Genomic DNA, 18,931 nt, shown 5'->3' with positions numbered 1-18,931 from the left:
GTCGGAACGCGGCCGGCCGGGTACTCGCGGCCCTCGTCCGACACCGGCACCGAACGCGCGAGGGAGCAACGACGGCATGACCGTTCCCGAGGAGAACAGGCCGAAGACCACGACCACCGACCCCGAGCTCACCGACCCCGCCCCCGAGCAGGGCGACCCGAGGGAGACGGGCGACGGCACCGGCCGCACCCTGCGCGAGGCCCTGGAGGAAGCCGACGTCACCCCCGACGACTACGAGGAGTGACCCGGCTCGGCTCGTTCCACACCTCCGCCACCCACCGTGGCGTTCCGCTCAACCCCACGCGACGAGATACGCCTCCAGCGCCGCCGCCCCCGCGAGCAGCGCCCGCCCGCGTGCGGCCAGCCGCCCGCGCCAGTCGCCGAGCGCCGCCTCCAGCGGCCTGGGCCCGCCCGCCGCCCGCACCTGCTCGATCAACGGTGCGATCTGCCCCAACGGATACCCGCCGCGCCGCAGTTGGCGCACCATCCGGGCGTCCCTGACATCCGCCTTGGCGTAGACCCGGTACCCGGTCGCCGCGTCCCGGCTCGGCCTCAGCAGCCCCGCCCGTTCCCACGCGCGCAGCGTCGCCGCCCGCACCCCCAGCTCCCGCGCCAACGGCCCGACGAACCGGGGCCGGCCCGCCGACTCCGCCGGCGCGGGCCCCAGGTCGGCGAGGGCGCGCTCCACGGCCTGAAGGGTGCGCCGATCCTCCCGCAGCCGCACATGGCTGGCGTCGATGAGCTGGAACGCCTCGTCGTCGACGCCCCCGTGCACCGCCCGCATGATCGCCGTCGCCGCCTGGTGCCCGTGCCCGGGCACCAACGCGAGGAACGCGCGCAGCGCGTCCCCGTGCCGCGCCGTGTAGACGCGGTAACCGGCCGCGGTGCGCGCGGCGGCAGGGAGGGCGCCGGCGTCCTCGTAGTTCCGCACCGCCTGCGTCGACAGCCCGTGCCGCCGCGCCAGATCGACCGGCCTCAGCTGCCCCACGGTTTGAGGGTTGCGTCCCATGATTCCCCCTGAGTCCCCCGCTTTTCGCCGCCAAGGTTTCCACCGGAAACTCAACGATACGGTGGAAGCCATGGCTCATCACCAAGTGACCCGCGTGACCCGCGTGACCCGCATCGCGGAGGCCACCCACCCCCTCGACGCCGCCGCCGTCCAGCGGCTGCTCCCCACGCCCCGCCCCCGGGTGCTCGCCCTCGGCGAGCCGACCCACGGCGAGGACGCGCTGCTGGAGATGCGCAACACGCTCTTCCGCGCCCTCGTCGAGACCGCCGGCTACCGGACCATCGCCCTGGAAACCGACTGCCTGCGCGGACTGCTCGTCGACGACCACGTCACCGCCGACCCCGCCGTTCCCGCCGACCCCGCCGACCCTGCCGTTCCCGCCGACCCTGCCGACCCCGCCGTTCCCGACGCCCGGGACGACTCCCCGCACGCCGACCTCGACGACGTGATGGAACGCGGCTTCAGCCACCCCGACCTCGGCCTCGGCGCCTCCCCGGCCAACCGCGCGCTGGTGCGCTGGATGCGCGCCCACAACGCGCGCCGGCCCGCCCCCGAACGGCTCCACTTCGCCGGCTTCGACGGCCCGTTGGAGATCACCGCCGCCGCCGGCCCCCGCCAGGCACTCACCGCGCTGCACGCCTACCTCGCGCCCCACCTGCCCGCGACCCTGCTGCCCGAGGACACGGCCGCCACGCTCGACGCCCTCCTCGGCGACGACGACCGCTGGGCCGACCCCGAAGCGATGCTGAACCCCGCCCGCTCGATCGGCCGTTCCCCCGTCGCCGAACGGCTGCGGCTGCTCGCCGACGACCTGACGGCCCTGCTCGACGAACACACCCCCCACCTGCTCGCCGCCACCTCCCGCGACGCCCTGGACCGCGCCCGCCTCCACGCGCGCACCGCCACCGGCCTGCTCCGCTACCACCACTGGATGGCCGACGCCTCACCCGCCCGCATGACCCGGCTGGTCGCCGTGCGCGACCAGATGATGGCCGCCAACCTCCTGGCACTCGCCGAACGCGGCCCCGTCCTCGTCCACGCCCACAACTCCCACCTCCAGCGGGTACGCAGCGCGATGGGCACCTGGGAGGGAACGGTCGAATGGTGGAGCGCCGGCGCCCTGGTGGACGCCCAACTCGGCGACGACTACGCCTTCCTGGCCACCGCGCTCGGCAGCCTCCCGCACCGGGGCGTGCACGCCCCGCCGCCCGACACCGTCGAGGGCCTCCTCCACGCCCTCCCGCACTCCCCGTCGCTCACCCCCACCCCCCACCTGACCACCACCCTCGCCGACGCCCCGCCCACGCCCCGCACCTCCCCCTGGTTCGGCTACGCACCCCTGGACCCGACCCACCTGGCCGGCAGCGACGCGGTGGTCTACGTGGGGGACGTGCGGCGCGAAACGGAGTGAACCCCGTCGCCCGGGTGTGAGGTTGGGGCGGCGGGGTTCGGATGGTGCGGGGGGTGGCTCAGTGCTTGAGGTGGTCGACGAAGGTCGTCCAGGTGGAGGCGGGGAGGATGAGCGCCGGGCCCGGGTTCTTGCTGTCGCGGACGGGGACCGCGCCGGGGAAGCCGTCGGCGACCTCGACGCACTCACCGTTGGCCTGGCTTCGGCGCGGCTTGCGCCATGCGGCGTGGGAGAGGTCCGGGGTGGGGCATGAGGTGTGGTTCATGGCGCGGACTCCCTGTCCTCGGCGGCGGCCGACGCGTGTCAGAGGTTGTCGAAGTCGCCCTTGAAGATGCCCCCCTTGAACGCGGCCCACTCACCCGCGGTGAAGCAGAGATGCGGGCGGTCCGGGTTCTTGGAGTCGCGCAGGGCGACGCCGCCGTCCGGAAGGGGGGCCAACTCGAAGCAATCACCGTTGTTGGCCGTCAGGCTGCTCTTCTGCCAGACCAGGCCGCTGGGGTCGGTTGCGTACAGCTCGGGCTTTTGCATGGGTACCTCCAACGGGTGGTGCGCTGAAGTGGGGTGAACCCCGTCGCCCGGTGTGAGGTTGGGGCGGCGGGGTTCGGGTGGTGCGGGGGTTGGCTCAGTGCTTGAGGTGGTCGACGAAGGTCGTCCAGGTGGAGGCGGGGAGGATGAGCGCCGGGCCCGGGTTCTTGCTGTCGCGGACGGGGACCGCGCCGGGGAAGCCGTCGGCGACCTCGACGCACTCACCGTTGCCCGCGCTTCGGCGCGGCTTGCGCCATGCGGCGTGGGAGAGGTCCGGGACCTGGCCCGATTCGCTGTTCATAGCTCCGACATCCTGTTCTTGATGATCGCCAGCGTCTCGGTGACGCTGACCGCGTTGGCACGCAGGTTGTCGAACAGCAACTCGTAGCTCGCGGTGTCTCGAACGTACGGATCGCTGCTGGACTCGACATACACCACGTCCGCGTCCTCCTGGTGTTCAAATTGGAGGATGACGAACGGCCCCACCATTGTCGCCGGATGAGCGCCGTTGGAGAAGGGAATCACCTGGAGCAGGATGTTGGGGCGCTCTGAGAGCTCCAGCAGCCGGCCGAGCTGTTCCTTCATGACCTCTGGGCCACCGACGACACGAGTCAAAGCGGCTTCGTCGAGGACGGCCCGGACCTGGACGGGGTTGGCCAGGTTCAGCAACTCCTGGCGCTGCATCCGCACATCGTGCCGCTGCTCGGCCGCGTCGTCGGTCATGCCTGGAACGGTGCTCCGGTTCACAGCCTCGGTGTAGCGGCTGGTCTGGAAGAGCCCCGGGACGATGGTCTGATAGGTGAGGATCGTCTTGGCCTCGGCTTCGAGGCCGATATAGGTCGAGTACGGGATGTTGCTGTAGAGCTGCCACCAGCCCTTCTTCCGAGCCTCGCGTGTCAGCTTGAGCAGTTCGTCACGTCGTTCGCCGGCCACCTCGAAGTGGTCCAGGATCGCGGTCACATCGGCCACCGCGGGTGCACCCCGCCCCGCCTCCAGGCGCGACATCTTCGACGGTGACCACTTCAGCCGCCGTGCCAGCTCCGCGCCGGTGAGCTTCGCGCCCTCGCGCAGTTGCTTCAGTTCCTGTCCCAGCCGGCGCCGCCGGACCACCGGGCTCGCAGTCGTCATGTGCCGCAGTGTGCCATGAGTTGAGACCCTGTCGAGAGAGCGTGCAATTTCACGCGAAGGAGAGATTGCGCGATCGGGGGCCTCTGGGTCATTCTGTCTCACGACACGGAGCGCTCGCACGGTCACGGGGCGTTGTCGCCGTCTGCCCACCCTTGCGCGCGAAACGCGCAGGCTCCGGGAGGTGCCCATGATCCTTAATCCCCGACTCGCCGCTGAACTGGGCGTCTACAACTGGCAGTTAGTGGCTCAGGTCCGCGAGATCGAGCGGTGGCGCGCGGTCGTGGCGGCCGTTGTCACGCGGTTGGGTGGTGACGCAGAGGCAGTGGAACTGGCAAGGCTCGGTGTCTCTGAGTTGCTCTGCAACGTGGTCAAGCACGTGCAACACGACCCGCGTTGCGAACTGAAAATCACCCGAGAGGGTGAAACGATCCGCGTCTCCGTGGACGACAACTCGCGCCACGAGCCCAAGATCGGGATGCCCGACTGGAGTTCGGAGAGCGGGCGCGGCCTCTGGCTGCTGGGGGAGATGGTCCAGGACTGGGGCTTCTCGCCGAGGGGCGGGGGCAAGTCGGTCTGGTTCCGCTTTCCGCTCACGGCCGTGTCGGCGCGGCCGACGAACGGGCGGTCCCGATGACATCGCCGCCGGAGTGGGAGTTTCTGCTGCCGGCGCCGGGGCGCGAGGTGTGGGTGGACTCGTCGCGGGTGGGGCCGTGCTGGTTCTTCTGCGGGCACCGGGTGACGTCGGTGGTGTGGATCGGTGCGATCACGACCGTCGGTGCGCACGCTCCGTTGTACGCCTGCCATGACTGTCTGGACCAACTGCACGCGATGGTCTGGGACTGCGCGGAGTCGGGGTGGCGGGCGCGGTACCGCCGGCCGCGTACCGCGTTCGGTCGCCAGCTCGCGCGGCGGGGAGAGGGAGGTGTCCCGTGACGGAGATCGTGAAGAGCGCGGACTGGGTGTTGACGAAGGAGCGTGGCTCGGGTGTCCCGGAGGGGATTCACGGTGCGGAGTGCATGGCGTGTGGGGCGAACTCGCCGTTGTTCGACGACGACGCGCTGCCCGTCGCCGTGTGGTCGATCCAGCATGTGCAGGAGCATCCGGAGCACACGTTGTTCCTCGCGCGCACCGAGTCGCACTGGCGGGTGGTGCCCCGGCCCGACGAGGACTCGCCGCCGCCCCCGCCGGACTCCGGTGGGGTGTTCGGTCCGGTGTTCGTGGGGCTGATGTGTCTGCTCACCGCCCTGTCCGGGTTCCTCCCGGCCGCCCTCAACTGACCAGCGTGCGAGCGACCAGTTCCCCAACCAGTTGACCAGTTGGTCAGCTCACCAGTGTTTGCCGGGTCACCGGTTGACCGGTCAGCTGACCAGTGACCACTGGGCCGGCTGACCACCGACCAGTGGTCTCACCGGCCGCTGTTCATGCAAGCCCTCGATTCCTAGGAAGCTGACATGTTGACCACCATTGCCCACTCCCCGCTCATTCTCTCGTTCCACATCCTGGCGACCACCGGTACCAACCACGTGTTGATGGTGCGGGGCAGGCGGGAGGACGGGGAGGAGGGGTGGGTGTTGCCGCACGGGGACGTGCCGGAGGGGCGTTGCGTGATTACCACCGCGCGGGCGCTGTTCACGCACGCGACCGGCTGTGACCGTTCCCTCTCCGATGTGCTGGCGTTCACCCCGACCACCGACGCCACTGGTCAGCTGACCGGCCTGACCTGGGTGCTGGACGGCGGGGTCCTCCCCGACCTCCCGGCCAACGAACCCAAGGAAGGGGCGAGTTGGGTGCCGATGCGGGAACTGCACGAACCGCCCGCGCTCTACCAGTACGCCATCATCGCCGCCGGCCAACGCCGCCGCCTCCCCCTCCTGATCAACGCCGACCGCCCCACCGCCGCCTACACCTGAACCGGCACCATCACACCCAACTCCCGGCTCACGCCGACGATTCGAGCTGCTTTACCAGCGCGCGGTCGGGAATCGGGATGTCGCCGAAGAGGGGATGGTGGTCGGTCTCCAGGCCCCGGACGGCCACGTTCAGTCGTGGACTGATGCGCCGCGCGCTGTCGCGCTCGTGCCGGTCGAGGGCGGCGACCATGCGCAGAAGCATGGACTCCGCCGTCGCCGTGCCCCGCTGGTAGAGCAGCGGTTCGTCCCAGACGTAGAAGACGCGGCGCGGTGCGGCGCGGCGCCGTTCGGGGGTCTCCAGGGCGACGGCCTCCCTTGCCCAGTGGTGCGCGTCGCGCATGTCGCCCTGCTGGAGGTGGAGCAGATAGAGGCAGAGGGCGGCGGTGGACTTGCCGGCGCCGGCGGAGAACTGCCACCAGAACCTCGCGCCGTCGTGCCGCCCCGACAGGTGGAGGAGGCAGGCGAAGACCATCGCCCCGTCGGGTTCGATCCGGTCCACCAGGCCCGCGATGTTGGCGGCGGCGTGCGAGGTGCGGATGATCAGCCGGGAGAGCTGGGTGAGGTCCTGGCCCGCCCGCTCCTGGAGGATCACGGGAGGTCGGGGGCCGGGCGGTCGGCTGGCCGGCGCGAGGGCGAGGGCCTGGATCGCGAACTCCTCGCGTTCCAGGGCCTTTCGCCACAGCGCGTCGGCGATGTCGCGCTCGATGCGTCGCCGGGATTCGGCGATCTCCTCCGCGGCCTCCTCGGCGCTCAGGCGGGGAGGGCGGGCCAGGGCGTCGTCCAACAGGGCGTCGATGTCCGTCTCGTGGTCGTTCATCTCAGTCTTCTTCCTCGGCACGGAGGATGTTCCTCGGCCTGAGTTCCCTGGCGATACGGGTACGGGCCATCATGCGGTGCGAACGGACGGTCGCGAGTTCGACCCCCATCATGTCGGCGATCTGCTGCGGGGTGTAGCCCAGGACGAACTGGAGGACCATGACGTCGAACTGCCGCTCGGGAAGGTGCGAGATGGCGGTGAAGAGCCCCAACGAGCTTTCCAGCGCGGCGAACTGCGGGCGCGCGGCCTCCAGGGTGTGGCGACTGGCGCGGCGAAAGGCGGCAACGGTGGTCAGCGCGGGCTTCATGCCGCGCCGTTCGAGTTCCTCGGAGATGCTGATCTTCAGGATCGCCCAGGCCGCGGCCTCGGGAGCGGGCTCGCTCATCAGCCGGGTCCAGCTCGACGCCAGGTCCCTCATCACCTGGTCCACGAGCCGGTGGGCCAACCGCTCGTCCTGGAGCTGGAGTTCCGCGTACTCCCGGTAGGTGAGGAGATAGCGCTCGTGGAACGCGTGGAAGGCGGCGGGCAGTCGGCTGGTGATCTCGTGCACCGCCCGCGCGTGCGGGTACATGTCGGGGGTCTCGTCGTTCACGCTTCCTCCCTTCCGACGGGGAGGGCGTTGGCCGGCTGTCCGGTGCGGTGTTCCGCCAGCGCCGCCGCGCCTATGCGGACACCGGCGCCCAGCAGGCGCCGCAGAAGGCGGAGTGCGTCGGGTCCGAGCACGCGAAGGGCGAGAACCAGAAGCACGACGTTGTAGCCGAGGTCGCTCACGAGGGTCCCTCTCGGGGTAGGTGGTGCCGGGGGCCGGATCCCCGTTCCGGCCGCTGACTGATCGGTGGTCGCTGTGAGCCACCAGCTAACCCCCAAGCCGTGCGGAACGTTGAGGTCGATCTGAGAAGCCTGTGGCACCTGACGAGTCGCCGAACTGGTCATATGCCGACGGCGGCGTGCCAGCAGCGTTGACCAGTCCGCGGTACTGGTCACGGTGAGCGACCTGACCAGCGGATTCACGCCGGCGCACGCCCTCGGGCGGCAGTCGCTGCCACGCCGGCATATCCCGACGGGTCCGAGGTCGTGTGACGCGTATCACGGTTTGAATGGGAGCATGGGAAGGGTGCGACCGACCACAAACGGACTCGGCGGCACCGCGGTTGACGCTCCGTCGGGCAGCACGACCGTCGAACGTCCCTCCGGCGGCGGCGCGTTGGTCAGAGGAGGGCGCGCTGCCAGGCTTCCCGATGCCGTCGCCAATGCGGCAGGTCGGGCCGTTCGGTGAACTCGGGCGTGCCGGCGGCGAGTTCGACAAAGCCGGGAACGCCCTCGGCCGCCCAGAGGTCCTGAGAGGCAAAGGTGACGGCCTGGCGTTCCGCGACAAGGTCGACCAGTCCCGCCCGCTCGGACGCGTCGAGACCGTAGGCGTCGCAGAACAGCCGCAGCCGGCGCGGCACGTCGCCGTCCTCGCCCCAGCCCACGCTCCGCCGGTACTCCGGCGTGTGCGGCGCGTGCACGGCCGGGGACCAGGGGCCCGTGGTGCGGCGCACGGCGTCGCCGAACCGCACCACCTCGGTGAGCCGGCCACCGCCGAGCGCCTCCCCGCCGCCCTCGGGCGCCGGGGCGTTCGCCGACGGGCGGCCCGCCTCGTTCCTCCTGCTCGGTCCGTCGCGCAACGTTCGGCTGCTCCCTCGGGTCGTGCGGGGCGGAGCCGTGCCGCCCGGGTTCCCGGCCAGTATGCTCCCGCTCCGCGCTGTCGCCCCCTGGCGGCAGGTTGGGAAGTTCCCTTGGCATGATGGCCGGTCGATGACCAGACTCTTCCGCGTACACGTCGTCCGGGCGGGCGACGACAAGACACCCACCCGCATCAGGGTCCTGCTGGTGCACCACGAACCGTGGTGGGACGAGGATCCGCTACCCAAAGGCCCCGGCTTCTTCGTCCAGGTGCTGCGAGAGGCGGCGGACGGGGAGAACGGCCGCCCCCGCGGACCGCTCGGGGACGAGTTCACCGTGGAGCAGTCCCTCGACACCGAGTGGATCGAGGCGCACGCGCACCGCTACGTGGCACGCGTCGAACGGGTGGAGGCGCGCCACCACCCCGTCGACGAGGCCCTCGGCGCCTGGTACCGGGAGAACCACGACGCACTCGAACGGCTCGCGCACGTCTCCACCTTCAACCGCCGCTACCGCGCCGACAGAGAACTCCCCCTGGAGGAACGCCTCGTGCGGGCGGAGTACGACGTGTGGGTCACCGCACCGCGCTGGACGCGCACCCTCCGGGCCGGGGACCGCTGGGGCACCGGCGCCTGGGGGCCGCTGACCACGGCGGGAGACGCGTCGCTGCGCCGGGCGTTCATCCTCCGGGAAGACGGACGCCCGGACGCCGTCGCCGCGTTCGAGCGCGCCCTCGCCCTCGGCGACGCCGAAACAAGGGTGCACGCCCGCCTTGCCCTCGACGACCTCCGCTCGGGGCGAGGCGAAACGGCGTCGACCGACGTTCCCGCGCGTGAGTGCGAGGCCCGCCTGGAACTGGCCCTCCGGCTGCACGCCGAGGGAGAGGAGGAAGAGGCCAGAGCCGCCTTCGCGCTGGCCGTCCGTACGGACTCCCAGGTCATCGGCGAGGCCAGACGGCGCGCGGAGCTGGAGAGCCCGGCCGAGCACGGATACCGGCTCGCCCGGTGCGGCGAACTCTCCCGCGCGGCAGCGCACCTGCGGCTGGCCTACGGCGACGACCCTGCCGTGGTCTCGTTCGCCCTGGCCGTCTACGAGGGCGAGGTGGAACGCGCGCTGGGCACCGACTTCGGCGGCGACCTGGCCCTGCGCCACGGCTACGAGATCGCTGCCGAACTCGCCTTTCTCCAGGCGCGCGCCTCAGACGCCGAAACGGCCCGCAGGCTCATGGAGTTCGCCCAGGGCGCGGCCGGAGCCCTCGGCGGCGCCGGCGACGCCCTCGGCTACGCGCTGACCACCGGCGCCGCGCAACCGATCGCGCTCGCCAGCGAGTTCGCGACCCGACTGGCCCACGAATGCGTCAGCCCCGCCGACGACCAGCCCATGCACTCCCTCGTCGAGGCGACGCGCCGCCACCTCCCCGACGTGGCAGCTCTCGGCTGCCGACTGCAGGCCGAATGCCACGAGGAGTACGCCCAGTTCGAGGAGGCGGCGCACTGGCGCGACCGACTCGCCGATCTACATTCGTAGCGGTCGCCATGCGGCGCCCAGTGTTCGCCGTCGCCGAGACGGGAACGGCGACACCTGCGGCGTGGAGCCGCCTGTCGATCGACGCCTCGTCACCTGATTGCGGGGAACTGGTGAAAAGCTGATCGCCGGGTCGATCCCATGCGTGGGCGAAGGCTACCGTCGGCGCATGGTCGAACGCGGTGAGAGATATTTAGGTGGCGTGAACCGCACCATGCGCGACTTCCTGGGGGAGGACATTTGGTCGCGACTGCTGTCCCGGGGGATCGAACGGCAGCACGCGACGGGCAGCCAGTTGTTGCGACAGGGCGAACCCGGCACACACGTTCTGGCGCTGCGCGGTGGGGTGACCAAAGTGGTCCGGCACGAGCACACCGGACGAGCCGTGCTGCTCGCCTTTCGTGGACCGGGGGAGTTACTGGGCGAGGTAGCGGTGTTCGACGACGACGTGCGCTCCGCGAGCGTGGAGGCGATCTCCGACTGTGCGGTTACGGTCGTCAGCAAGGCTGAGTTTCTGCGCTTTGCCGCCGAGCACGAGCTCTTTCCCCAGCTGGTGCGCTATGCCTTTCATCGGTTGCGGGAATCCGACCAGGCGCGGGCGACGGGCGCCCTTCCCAGCCGGCTGGCAGCGGTGCTGGTCCGCTTGGCAGGACTCGCCAGCGCTCCCAGCCAGCCGCCCGCCGACGTCACGGAGCTGGCGCTGACCCGGGACGACCTCGCGGAGCATCTGCAGGTTTCCCGGAACACTGTGACCGCCGCCCTCTCCGATCTCTCCGCGTACCTGGGCGTACGGCGAAAGTGCATCACCGTTGAGGACATTCACGGGTTGCGTCGTGTCGCTGACCCTGTGGTGCATCTCTGAGTGTCCCGCCGCCGTGTGCCCGCTCTCGCGTGTCGCACACGTCACGTGTTCTTCGCACTGAGCGTGCGGAGACCCTCCCCGTCTCGGGCCAGGCTTGCCGTCGGCCGCGCCCACCAGGACGCGCTGGCCTGTCCCAGCAACGGAAGGAACAGCGAGAGATGTCGTTTTCGGGTGCTAACGGGCAAGAGGCGCCGTCGGCAATGATTCGCCCCAACGTACGCAGCCGCCGGTTGCCCCCCTACCGGGGGATCGTGGCGGTGGACGCCAAGGACTTCACCGGATACCCGGCGATTCAGCACGAGGAGATCAGCCGGAGTATCCAGCAGGTGCTCGACCGGTCCCTCGCCGACGCCGATCTCGCGGAGGTGTGGCACGACCGCAGGTTCCCGAACTCGACGGGCGATGGTTATGTCTTCGGGTTTCCGCCCGAGTTCATGCCGTTCGTCATCCACCCGTGGCTGGGGACGCTCCAGAGGCACCTCACCGAGTTCAACCTCAACTCGGTGGGAGTGGTCCGGCTCCGTCTCCGGGTGAGCCTGAACATCGGCCCTCTTCCGGACGAGGGAGGCGAGTTCGACGGCAACGGCACCGCGCGCAACGACACCCACCGGCTGCTCGACTCGCGCCCGGTCAAGGCCCTGTTGACGGAACAGAGTCCGAACATCACCCATGTCGCGGCGATCCTCTCCGACCGCTGCTACCAAGACGCCGTGGCCAGTGGCTACACCGGTCGCCACATGGACCACTTCGTTGAGGTGCCCGCCACGGTCGAGGGCAAGCCCTTCGCTCAACGAGCCTGGTTGTACGTGCCGGAGCCCTCTGGGAATCTGCGTGACCCGCGCGTCCTCGGAGGTGACACGCAGGCGCCTCACGACGAGCCGGCCGCCTCCGGGGCCCCGGAACGTGCCCCGGCCCCGGACGGTTTGAGCAGTCGGTTCCAGGCCGACGGCGGCATCATCAACACCGGTACCCACCACGGTGCCCAGCAGATCACCAATCACCACGGCGGGGCACGATGACGACGAAGGGTGAGGCTCCGGAACCGGAGGCCGGCGCGAAACCCGACGAACCGGCGACACCGGGCGAGGTCTCGACCGAACAGCCCGCCGAAGCAGTGAGCGAGGGCGCGGCCGAGCCGGACGGCGACCCCGAGGACGATCTAGACGTGCTGCTGGATGGCGTGGCCACCGGCGCGGTTCCGGTGTCCGGCGTGTTCGCACCCGGCGCGATCATCAACTACGGGTCGGTGGAGGGCGATCAGCATGTCAGCAACACGCGAGGTGCCAGGCAGGGGCGACGCGCGTCGATCCAGGAAGGGCCCATCTTCGCTGAGGAGATTCTGGAGGCGCAGCACGGATTCGCCGAACCCGAGTGGTTCGCCCACGCGTTGCGTCGCCTGGACACGGGGCTGCTGGTACTGAGCGGTGCTCCCGGCGCCGGCAGGCGCACCGCAGCGCTCAACCTTCTGCATCGGCACTGCGGCAGCATGACCCTGCGGGCCGTGGACGGAACCGTCGATCTGTCCCGTTGGCACCCGAGCGGGCAGCAGGTCCGCGGGTATCTGGTCGACGGCTTGTCTGTGCCGCGACAACTCCTTGAAGGCTGGCGGGTCAACCAACTGATCAGTCGACTCAGGGATGCCGAGGCACGCATGGTGATCGTGATACCCGACGCGCACGACCTGCACCGCGATCTCAAAGCCGCCCTCCGGCACCCTCCGCTTCGTTGCGTGCCGCCGCCGGCGAGCGAGGTGTTCCAGGCGCGGCTGGCGGCCAGGATCCCGCACGACGCGCGACGGCAGCGCCTCCTTGACAGCGTGGGCGGCGAGACGCTGAAGGAGCTGTTGGCTCAGCAGCTCGCTCCCAGGGACGTGGTCGAGCTGGTCGAGGAACTGGCCTCGGGGAACACGGACGGCCGGCGATTGCGGGAAAGGATGAGCTTCCTCGCCGAGGAGGAAGCACGCGCGTTGATCCAACGATCGCGGGAATCGTCAGGGGACCTGGCCTTCCTGCTGGCGACCTCTGTCTTCGAGGGCTTGGACTACCGGGTCGTTCGAGAGGAGGCTGACCGACTGCTGGAGCTCGCCGACGGCAGGCTTGACCACGTCATCCCGGGAAGTCGTCAGGAAGAGGAGAGTCGGCCGAATCCTCAGTACGTGCTGAACCACTCGTTGAGAGACCTGACCAGCAATATTGACGCGGAGGTCATGCCAGCGGAGGTCAATTCCGCGGCCGGGTACGACTATGCAGTGGAGCCCGTCCGGTTCGCTCGCCATGGACAGGCCGAGGCGGTGCTCAGACACGTGTGGCGGCAGTACGGACAGATGGCCCGGCTGATCACCGAATGGTTGGAGAAGGTGCCGGGAGAGAAGGAACTCGTCCGCCCCGTCGGCAGGACGATGGGAATGGCGGCCCAGTGGGGTGGTGGGCGGCGTGCCCTCGCGCACATCTCCACCTTGGCGAAGTCCGAGCGCAGGACCTCGCAACAGATCGCGGCCGTCGCGCTGGGCATCGCCTCGGATGATCCGGTACTGGCGGGTGAGATCCGCTATCGACTGGCCGGCTGGAGCGGGAGGCAGAGTGCGCACGTCCGTTCCACGGTCGCGTTGACCTGTGCCTCTCCCTACGGGATCGCGCGCCCTCGGCACGCGTTGCGGCTTCTGGGCGATGTGCTTCGCGGAACCGACGCGGTGGGCGAGTACAGGGTCACCAACGCCGTTGTGGTGGCACTCAGCGAACTGTTCCGAGCGGGAAACCAGACGGAGGTGCTGGAGAGGCTTTCCAGCTGGGCCGAAATTCCGGGGGACCGCGGCACGGTCGCTCTGACGACGTTCACTCGCCTGATTCATCAGGACACCTCGTGGTTCAGCGCACAACTCGTCGAGGGCGGAGAAAGCGCGGAGCGCGTCATCACGCTCGTGCACCGGGGGTTGAACGAGGAAGAACATTTCCACCGCACGGCCGGCGCGATGCTCACTTGGTGCAGGGTGGCCACCTGGGACGACAGGGTCCGTCTCGGAGTTGAGGCCCTGCTGTCAGCCCTCTCGCACGGTATGTACCACGGGGTCTTCCGACTGTTCGTCACCATCGACCGCCACGAGGACCCGGCCCTGGCCGGCAAGGCCATCGCCCATCAGGCACTGGTCGCCTGGCGCCAGGGAGAACCGCAGCCCGGCCCCACCACCGACGAGTCGAGGAGCACGGCACCATGACCGACACCAGGCGTCCCGTCTTCCGGCGTGCCACACGCAGTCCCCGCCGAGAGCTCTTGCGATACCGCTGGTCGGACCAGCCGGGATTCACGCTGGTCCTCCAGGACAGTACCGGGATGTTCCACCAACTCAACGACGGGCGCGTCACGCCCGAGTCGGGAAGCGCGTACGAGGGTGTCGGAGGCCGTCCCCAGTACGTCGCCGCCTTCCACGTGACCACCGACGAGTACCAGGGCGTGCGGGGGGTCCGCGTGCCCCACACCTACGGCCCACCCGAACCCGTGTCCCTCACTATTCGGTGGTGGGTGCACGATCCGATCAAGGTTGTGAGAGCCCAGATGACGCACGGCTGGTACACCGTGCGTGCCGACCTGGACGAACGCCTGGGCCAACTGGACAAGCAATACGCGGCGGAGAGCAGGATGCTGACCGCCAACGACATCTTCCAACAACTGGCCGCACCCCAGCCGCTCGACCACTACGGAATCACCTACGAGGTGGCGGACAGTGCCTCCCGGGACTCCGACGACGAACTGTTGCTCGCCGGCGCCGAGACCGGTCCGTTCCCGTACGCCTGGAACCCATCGCGTCGGGAGGAGTACGACTTCTGCGTACAGGCGGTGCGCAACGGACCGGTGTCGCTGGCGGCGCTCTGGCTGATGAGGCGACCAGAAGATGTCCGCGAAGTACTCAACTGGACGGTTGACAACCGGAAGCTGATCCAGGGGGACAGCCGTTGGGAAGAGGAAATGGTGGGCCTGTTGGGGACACTGTCGACTGAGGAACAGCAGGAGTTGTCACAGCTCATGCGCGACCGACTCGCCCGGTTGGGGCGCGGCACGGGGCCCCGGGGCGACCGTGGACGGCAGTGGTGAACGTACCGACGGCCCTCGGCCGACGCTGACTCCCCTCCTCCTGCGGCAGTTCGTCCTCGACGACCGCCCAGTCGATCGGCGCCGGCACGTTCTCCCCCGGCGGTTCGGGGTGGACGCCGAGGAGGACCGGGGAGAGGCGGTCGCGTTCCCTCAGCCAGTTCCCGCCACGGTTCCTTGGTACCGGAAGAGAGGGCGGCCCCTTCAGCTCGGCCACCACGGCGAGGTCGGTGACGGTCTCCGACGCGATGTCCAGCGCCCACAGGCGGGGCGGGATGTGGGCGCCGCGTCGAGCCGCGGAGGCTCCAGCGGATGGTCGCCGAGCGGCCTCAGATCCGGCGAGCCGTCGCTGTGTAGCGCGCCGGAAGACACTTCGGGAGGCGTCAGTGCCACCCGTACCCGTCGCCGAAGTTCAGCGTGTGTTCCAGAACGTCCTCCAGCGGGTCGTCGATTTGCCCGGTGCTGACCAACATGACTCGGGGGCCGTTGTGGGAGTGGTGGTGGGTCTCGTCGGCGTGTGCCGTTCCCGCCTGGAGGGTGCCGGCCGCCGCCACGGTGGCACCCGCCGCCATCCACCGACGCAGCCTTCGTGCGGCGTTCTCGTTCATCTTCCGCTCCTGGTTCGCTCGGTCCTCGCGGCAGGCAGCCGACTCGGAACTCGGCGTGCCTACCGAGCGGTTGGCCGAGAAGTTACGAGGCGCGCGCGTCGCGCGTCGCGCGCTGCGGTGGCCAACGCCCGGCGCCCGCCGCCTGATTGGGGCGCCCGCCATCGAACGTCCGCCCCCGCTCTCCTCCCTGGAACCTGAAGACCGCACACGACGAGCCGGCGTCCGTCCGTTCGCCCGTCCGCGCCCGCCCGTTCCGGCCTGCCGCCGGCCCGCCGTCCGTGTGCGACGCCCCCCACCGGTCCGTCGACGCCGGCACGCTCCCGCCGTCCGTCGAGACGGACGGCCGGCGCCGGTCGCACCGCCCGGCGATGCTCCCACGTTCCCACGCTCCCACGGATCAGCGCGCCGTCCGTCGGGCCCCTCCGGGCGGCCACCGTGGCCGAGACGACGACTCCGGCACCCGCGCCCACCCGGCCGAACGGCTCAGGACTCCGCGATGCGCAGCCCGCGCACGAGGAGCCGGATCAGGTGGCGGGGGTCGTACCGGTCGTCCGACTCGTGGCCGACGCAGAGGTTCCCGATGCCGCGCATCAGCTCGTAGGCGTCCACCCCGGGCGTGATCTGACCGGCGTCCTCGGCGGCTGCCAGCAGCTCGGCGCAGACGGGGACGAGCCGGTCCAGAAAGTGCGCATGCAGCCGCTGGAACCCGGGGTCGTCCGAGCCCAGCGCGTCGGCGAGGCCGTGCTTGGTGATGACGAAGTCGACAAAGCGCTCCACCCAGGCGAGCAGGGCGTCGAGCGGCGACGGCTCCTCGGCGAGCAGCTGCCGGCCGGCCTCCGCGCAGGTCTCCACCTGGTGGCCGTAGACCGCGATGACCAGCCCGGTGCGGTCGGGGAAGTGCCGGTAGATGGTCCCCAGGCCGACGCCCGCCTCCGCCGCGATCTCCCGGATCGGCGCGTCGACGCCCGAGGCGACGAAGACGCTGGCCGCCGCGTCGAGAAGCTTCTGCTCGTTCCGCCGCGCGTCGACGCGCCGTGCGCGGCGCGGGGGCGCGGCCGTGTCCCGTTCAGTCATCTGGGGGTCCCTCGCGGGGTCGGGCGGCGTGGAACGTCCTCCGCGCCTTCGGTCACCTGGCACCGATTCGGTGTGAGTGTAGTCGGCCCGATCCGCCGAGGTCATCGGCTTGTCTGACAAGCTCGGGACGCGTTGACAATCCGGAACGCTGTTCCGTATCGTCTTAAGCGGAACGTTGATCCGGTAAGGCGAGTCCTGTGGACCCCGGCTTCCCGGCGTTCCCAACCATTCCTCGCGTGCCGACCTACCGGCGGCACCCCGACATCCGTCCCTACCGACCGGCCGACTTCGCGGCGCCATGCCATGCCATGCCCGTGCCATGCGGTGCAGTGCCGTCCGCCACCCTTCCCCGAAAGGCAACACCCTCATGAGCGACACCCCCCGCTACACCCGCGACGTGGTGCACACCTCGGCCGTGCTCTCCCTCGCCCCGGTGACGCTGCCGTCCCCCGGGCGCGCCGTGCCCCTCCAGCTGCGGGTCTCGGCGCCCGCCTCCGGCACAGAGCTGCCCGTCGTGCTGCTGTCCCACGGGCACGGTCCGTCGAACTTCCTCTCCTCGCTGCACGGTTACGGACCGCTGCGGGACTTCCTCGCCGCGCGCGGCTTCCTGGTGCTCCAGCCCACGCACCTGGACTCGGCCACGCTCGGCCTGCGTGACGCCGACGACCCCGAGGCGCCGCTCTACTGGCGCTCGCGCGCCACCGACATGGCGGCCGTCCTCGACCATCTCGACCAGATCGAGGAGGCGCTGCCCTCGCTGCGTGGGCGCGTCGACCGGGACCGGACGGCGGTCGTCGGGCACTCGATGGGCGGGTACACGGCGAGCCTGCTGCTCGGCGCCCGCAGCGTCGATCCGACGGACGGCTCGCCGCTCGTGCTCGCGGAGCCGCGCGTCAAGGCCGGCGTGCTGATGTCCGCTCCGGGGAGCGGCGGCGAGGCGCTGAGCGCGTACGCCAGGGAGCACTACCCGGTTCTCGCGGGCACCGAGTTCTCGCGCATGAGCGCCCCGGCCCTGGTCATAGCGGGCGCCGAGGACGACTCCGCCCACCTCAGCGTGCGCGGCCCCGGGTGGTACACGGATCCGTACACTCTCGCGCCCGGCCGCAAGGCGCTGCTCCAGCTCTTCGGCGCGGGGCACGCCCTCGGGGGCGTCTCCGGTTACGACGCGGCCGAAGCCGACGACGAGAACCCGGAGTTGGCCGCCGCCGCCCTGTGGCTCACCTGGGCCTTTCTGCGCACGGAGCTGGGACTCGACAAGGAGGCCTGGGACGTCGCCAGCGAGGCGCTCACCAGCGCGCCCACCCCGCTCGGGCGCGTCGAGTCCAAGTGAGCGGCGTGACACCCACCGACATGCCGTCCCCGACACCACTGCCCGACTCAACACCGCGAGAGGAACCGTCGATGCCACCGAACGGGGAACCGACCGAGACGTCCCCGCCCGTCCCGACGACGGCCCTGGTCACCGGGGCGGCGCGCGGAATAGGCGAGGAGGTCGCCCGACAGCTGGCGCGCCTCGGGATACGCGTGGTCGTCACCGCGCGGGACGCCGGGGACGCGTCGGCAGCCGCCGCCCGCATCGAAGGGGCCGAGGCCCTTCCCGTGGGAGTGGACATCTCCGACCAGGACTCGGTAGACACGGCCGCCCGGACCTTCGCCGACCGCTGGGGACAGCTCGACATCCTGATCAACAACGCGGCATCCTCCCCCGACAGAACGGAGACCCCCTCCCGGGCGGATCTCACCCGGGCCTCGGCCGCCCTCCAGGTGACGCTCTTCGGGACCTGGCGGATGACCCAGGCGTTCCTGCCCCTGCTGCGTCGGTCACGCCACCCCAGGATCGTCAACGTCAGCTCGGGCGCCGGATCGCACACGGACCCCCAGTTCGGCTTTCCCGTCTTCGGCGGCGCAGCCGCGAGCCACGCGGTCAGCAAGGCGGCACTGAACGCCCTCACCGCCGTCCTCGCGGCCGAGCTGTCCGACACACCGGTGGTGGTGAACGCGGTCTGCCCCGGCGTGACCGCGACGGAGCCGGGCGCGGAAGACCTCGGCGCGCGCCCCGTCGAGGAAAGCGCACCGGGCGTCGTCTGGGCCGCCACCCTGCCGGACGACGGCCCCCGGGGCGGCTTCTTCCGCGACGCCCAACCCCTCGGCTGGTAAGGCGGTCTCACCACCGGGGCCATGCCCTTCGAGCATCTTTCGAACAGGCAGGAGGATCGAGACAGCCGAAGGTGTCCTGAATGCGACAGGAGGCAGCGAGAACGCCTGACTCTCGCTGGTGCCAGAGTGACGGAAGGGAGATTCCACCGAGAAACTCCTCC

Annotated in this window: 24 protein-coding genes; 13 read left to right on the top strand and 11 right to left on the bottom strand. The window is 70.4% G+C overall.

Annotation, left to right across the window (positions count from 1 at the left end; genetic code table 11):
- Positions 1-76: 76 nt before the first annotated feature.
- Positions 77-244: a hypothetical protein gene (locus tag FH715_RS28240; protein WP_170184730.1), complete on the top strand. Its 168-nt coding sequence runs from the start codon at positions 77-79 to the stop codon at positions 242-244.
- Positions 245-292: 48 nt separating this feature from the next.
- On the opposite strand, the gene FH715_RS14135 is transcribed toward FH715_RS28240, so the two are convergent.
- Complete coding sequence (locus tag FH715_RS14135) at positions 293-1,009, bottom strand: MerR family transcriptional regulator (protein WP_139645079.1); 717 nt, start codon at positions 1,007-1,009, stop codon at positions 293-295.
- A gap of 70 nt (positions 1,010-1,079) precedes the next feature.
- Here FH715_RS14135 and FH715_RS14130 point away from each other — a divergent pair, with 70 nt between their 5' ends.
- The gene (locus tag FH715_RS14130; RefSeq protein WP_246108744.1) at positions 1,080-2,420 is read left to right on the top strand and encodes an erythromycin esterase family protein; all 1,341 of its coding nucleotides are present in this window, start codon (positions 1,080-1,082) and stop codon (positions 2,418-2,420) included.
- A 58-nt stretch (positions 2,421-2,478) separates the two neighbouring features.
- Here FH715_RS14130 and FH715_RS14125 read toward each other — a convergent pair whose 3' ends face one another.
- From FH715_RS14125 to FH715_RS14110, 4 genes are all read right to left on the bottom strand, one after another.
- Positions 2,479-2,682 carry a DUF397 domain-containing protein gene (locus tag FH715_RS14125; RefSeq protein ID WP_139645075.1) on the bottom strand — a complete coding sequence of 68 codons (204 nt, stop codon included), beginning with the start codon at positions 2,680-2,682 and terminating at the stop codon, positions 2,479-2,481.
- Between the two features lie 38 nt (positions 2,683-2,720).
- On the bottom strand, positions 2,721-2,945 hold the full coding sequence (locus FH715_RS14120) for a DUF397 domain-containing protein (RefSeq protein ID WP_139645073.1): 225 nt from the start codon (positions 2,943-2,945) through the stop codon (positions 2,721-2,723).
- Positions 2,946-3,039: 94 nt separating this feature from the next.
- Positions 3,040-3,243 carry a DUF397 domain-containing protein gene (locus FH715_RS14115; protein WP_139645071.1) on the bottom strand — a complete coding sequence of 68 codons (204 nt, stop codon included), beginning with the start codon at positions 3,241-3,243 and terminating at the stop codon, positions 3,040-3,042.
- The gene (locus FH715_RS14110; protein ID WP_139645069.1) at positions 3,240-4,070 is read right to left on the bottom strand and encodes a helix-turn-helix domain-containing protein; all 831 of its coding nucleotides are present in this window, start codon (positions 4,068-4,070) and stop codon (positions 3,240-3,242) included. The genes FH715_RS14115 and FH715_RS14110 overlap by 4 nt, the downstream gene beginning before the upstream one ends.
- Positions 4,071-4,257: 187 nt before the next feature.
- Here FH715_RS14110 and FH715_RS14105 point away from each other — a divergent pair, with 187 nt between their 5' ends.
- From FH715_RS14105 to FH715_RS14090, 4 genes are all read left to right on the top strand, one after another.
- Positions 4,258-4,704, top strand: coding sequence for an ATP-binding protein (locus FH715_RS14105; RefSeq protein WP_139645067.1), 447 nt, complete (start codon positions 4,258-4,260; stop codon positions 4,702-4,704).
- Positions 4,701-5,003, top strand: coding sequence for a hypothetical protein (locus tag FH715_RS14100; protein WP_139645065.1), 303 nt, complete (start codon positions 4,701-4,703; stop codon positions 5,001-5,003). Before FH715_RS14105 ends, FH715_RS14100 begins: the two co-directional genes overlap by 4 nt.
- Positions 5,000-5,347, top strand: a complete 348-nt coding sequence (locus FH715_RS14095; RefSeq protein ID WP_139645063.1) for a DUF7848 domain-containing protein — start codon at positions 5,000-5,002, stop codon at positions 5,345-5,347. The genes FH715_RS14100 and FH715_RS14095 overlap by 4 nt, the downstream gene beginning before the upstream one ends.
- A 174-nt stretch (positions 5,348-5,521) precedes the next feature.
- Positions 5,522-5,980: a hypothetical protein gene (locus FH715_RS14090; protein ID WP_139645061.1), complete on the top strand. Its 459-nt coding sequence runs from the start codon at positions 5,522-5,524 to the stop codon at positions 5,978-5,980.
- Positions 5,981-6,008: 28 nt separating this feature from the next.
- Here FH715_RS14090 and FH715_RS14085 read toward each other — a convergent pair whose 3' ends face one another.
- The 4 genes from FH715_RS14085 to FH715_RS14070 all read right to left on the bottom strand — a co-directional run bounded on the left by FH715_RS14085 (position 6,009) and on the right by FH715_RS14070 (position 8,464).
- Entirely contained in the window at positions 6,009-6,797 is a 789-nt protein-coding gene (locus FH715_RS14085) for a hypothetical protein (protein ID WP_139645059.1), read from the bottom strand.
- A 1-nt stretch (position 6,798) separates the two neighbouring features.
- Positions 6,799-7,389, bottom strand: coding sequence for a sigma-70 family RNA polymerase sigma factor (locus FH715_RS14080; protein WP_246108743.1), 591 nt, complete (start codon positions 7,387-7,389; stop codon positions 6,799-6,801).
- Positions 7,386-7,568, bottom strand: a complete 183-nt coding sequence (locus tag FH715_RS14075) for a hypothetical protein (protein WP_139645057.1) — start codon at positions 7,566-7,568, stop codon at positions 7,386-7,388. Before FH715_RS14075 ends, FH715_RS14080 begins: the two co-directional genes overlap by 4 nt.
- 437 nt (positions 7,569-8,005) lie before the next feature.
- Positions 8,006-8,464 (bottom strand): hypothetical protein, encoded by a 459-nt coding sequence (locus FH715_RS14070; protein ID WP_139645054.1) that lies wholly within the window; start codon positions 8,462-8,464, stop codon positions 8,006-8,008.
- 130 nt (positions 8,465-8,594) lie between these two features.
- On the opposite strand from FH715_RS14070, the gene FH715_RS14065 reads away from it, so the two are divergent.
- The 5 genes from FH715_RS14065 (at position 8,595) to FH715_RS14045 (ending at position 14,934) form a co-directional block, all read left to right on the top strand.
- Positions 8,595-9,989, top strand: coding sequence for a hypothetical protein (locus FH715_RS14065; RefSeq protein WP_139645052.1), 1,395 nt, complete (start codon positions 8,595-8,597; stop codon positions 9,987-9,989).
- Positions 9,990-10,188: 199 nt separating this feature from the next.
- Positions 10,189-10,848: a Crp/Fnr family transcriptional regulator gene (locus FH715_RS14060; protein WP_246108742.1), complete on the top strand. Its 660-nt coding sequence runs from the start codon at positions 10,189-10,191 to the stop codon at positions 10,846-10,848.
- A gap of 158 nt (positions 10,849-11,006) precedes the next feature.
- The gene (locus FH715_RS14055) at positions 11,007-11,867 is read left to right on the top strand and encodes a hypothetical protein (RefSeq protein ID WP_246108741.1); all 861 of its coding nucleotides are present in this window, start codon (positions 11,007-11,009) and stop codon (positions 11,865-11,867) included.
- Positions 11,864-14,059, top strand: a complete 2,196-nt coding sequence (locus FH715_RS14050) for an NACHT domain-containing protein (protein WP_139645050.1) — start codon at positions 11,864-11,866, stop codon at positions 14,057-14,059. Before FH715_RS14055 ends, FH715_RS14050 begins: the two co-directional genes overlap by 4 nt.
- Positions 14,056-14,934: a hypothetical protein gene (locus FH715_RS14045; protein ID WP_139645048.1), complete on the top strand. Its 879-nt coding sequence runs from the start codon at positions 14,056-14,058 to the stop codon at positions 14,932-14,934. Before FH715_RS14050 ends, FH715_RS14045 begins: the two co-directional genes overlap by 4 nt.
- A gap of 380 nt (positions 14,935-15,314) precedes the next feature.
- On the opposite strand, the gene FH715_RS14040 is transcribed toward FH715_RS14045, so the two are convergent.
- Both FH715_RS14040 and FH715_RS14035 read right to left on the bottom strand, forming a co-directional pair.
- The gene (locus FH715_RS14040; protein WP_211367629.1) at positions 15,315-15,503 is read right to left on the bottom strand and encodes a hypothetical protein; all 189 of its coding nucleotides are present in this window, start codon (positions 15,501-15,503) and stop codon (positions 15,315-15,317) included.
- 519 nt (positions 15,504-16,022) lie between these two features.
- The gene (locus tag FH715_RS14035; protein ID WP_139645045.1) at positions 16,023-16,613 is read right to left on the bottom strand and encodes a TetR/AcrR family transcriptional regulator; all 591 of its coding nucleotides are present in this window, start codon (positions 16,611-16,613) and stop codon (positions 16,023-16,025) included.
- A gap of 367 nt (positions 16,614-16,980) precedes the next feature.
- On the opposite strand from FH715_RS14035, the gene FH715_RS14030 reads away from it, so the two are divergent.
- Both FH715_RS14030 and FH715_RS14025 read left to right on the top strand, forming a co-directional pair.
- On the top strand, positions 16,981-17,943 hold the full coding sequence (locus FH715_RS14030; protein ID WP_139645043.1) for an alpha/beta hydrolase family protein: 963 nt from the start codon (positions 16,981-16,983) through the stop codon (positions 17,941-17,943).
- A gap of 71 nt (positions 17,944-18,014) precedes the next feature.
- Positions 18,015-18,770, top strand: a complete 756-nt coding sequence (locus tag FH715_RS14025; protein WP_139645042.1) for an SDR family NAD(P)-dependent oxidoreductase — start codon at positions 18,015-18,017, stop codon at positions 18,768-18,770.
- Positions 18,771-18,931: the final 161 nt, after the last annotated feature.

The sequence above is a fragment of the Streptomyces sedi genome, from assembly GCF_006335015.1.
Taxonomy (GTDB): Bacteria; Actinomycetota; Actinomycetes; order Streptomycetales; family Streptomycetaceae; genus Streptomyces; species Streptomyces sedi.
The sequence above is the reverse complement of the archived record's forward strand: the minus strand, read 5'-3'. Positions and strand labels throughout refer to the sequence as shown.

Coding starts and splice junctions, on each gene's coding strand:
- FH715_RS28240 (WP_170184730.1), top strand. CDS start 77: ATGACCGTTCCCGAGGAGAACAGGCCGAAGACCACGACCACCGACCCC.
- FH715_RS14135 (WP_139645079.1), bottom strand. CDS start 1,009: ATGGGACGCAACCCTCAAACCGTGGGGCAGCTGAGGCCGGTCGATCTG.
- FH715_RS14130 (WP_246108744.1), top strand. CDS start 1,080: ATGGCTCATCACCAAGTGACCCGCGTGACCCGCGTGACCCGCATCGCG.
- FH715_RS14125 (WP_139645075.1), bottom strand. CDS start 2,682: ATGAACCACACCTCATGCCCCACCCCGGACCTCTCCCACGCCGCATGG.
- FH715_RS14120 (WP_139645073.1), bottom strand. CDS start 2,945: ATGCAAAAGCCCGAGCTGTACGCAACCGACCCCAGCGGCCTGGTCTGG.
- FH715_RS14115 (WP_139645071.1), bottom strand. CDS start 3,243: ATGAACAGCGAATCGGGCCAGGTCCCGGACCTCTCCCACGCCGCATGG.
- FH715_RS14110 (WP_139645069.1), bottom strand. CDS start 4,070: ATGACGACTGCGAGCCCGGTGGTCCGGCGGCGCCGGCTGGGACAGGAA.
- FH715_RS14105 (WP_139645067.1), top strand. CDS start 4,258: ATGATCCTTAATCCCCGACTCGCCGCTGAACTGGGCGTCTACAACTGG.
- FH715_RS14100 (WP_139645065.1), top strand. CDS start 4,701: ATGACATCGCCGCCGGAGTGGGAGTTTCTGCTGCCGGCGCCGGGGCGC.
- FH715_RS14090 (WP_139645061.1), top strand. CDS start 5,522: ATGTTGACCACCATTGCCCACTCCCCGCTCATTCTCTCGTTCCACATC.
- FH715_RS14085 (WP_139645059.1), bottom strand. CDS start 6,797: ATGAACGACCACGAGACGGACATCGACGCCCTGTTGGACGACGCCCTG.
- FH715_RS14065 (WP_139645052.1), top strand. CDS start 8,595: ATGACCAGACTCTTCCGCGTACACGTCGTCCGGGCGGGCGACGACAAG.
- FH715_RS14055 (WP_246108741.1), top strand. CDS start 11,007: ATGTCGTTTTCGGGTGCTAACGGGCAAGAGGCGCCGTCGGCAATGATT.
- FH715_RS14050 (WP_139645050.1), top strand. CDS start 11,864: ATGACGACGAAGGGTGAGGCTCCGGAACCGGAGGCCGGCGCGAAACCC.
- FH715_RS14045 (WP_139645048.1), top strand. CDS start 14,056: ATGACCGACACCAGGCGTCCCGTCTTCCGGCGTGCCACACGCAGTCCC.
- FH715_RS14040 (WP_211367629.1), bottom strand. CDS start 15,503: ATGGCGGCGGGTGCCACCGTGGCGGCGGCCGGCACCCTCCAGGCGGGA.
- FH715_RS14035 (WP_139645045.1), bottom strand. CDS start 16,613: ATGACTGAACGGGACACGGCCGCGCCCCCGCGCCGCGCACGGCGCGTC.
- FH715_RS14030 (WP_139645043.1), top strand. CDS start 16,981: ATGAGCGACACCCCCCGCTACACCCGCGACGTGGTGCACACCTCGGCC.
- FH715_RS14025 (WP_139645042.1), top strand. CDS start 18,015: ATGCCACCGAACGGGGAACCGACCGAGACGTCCCCGCCCGTCCCGACG.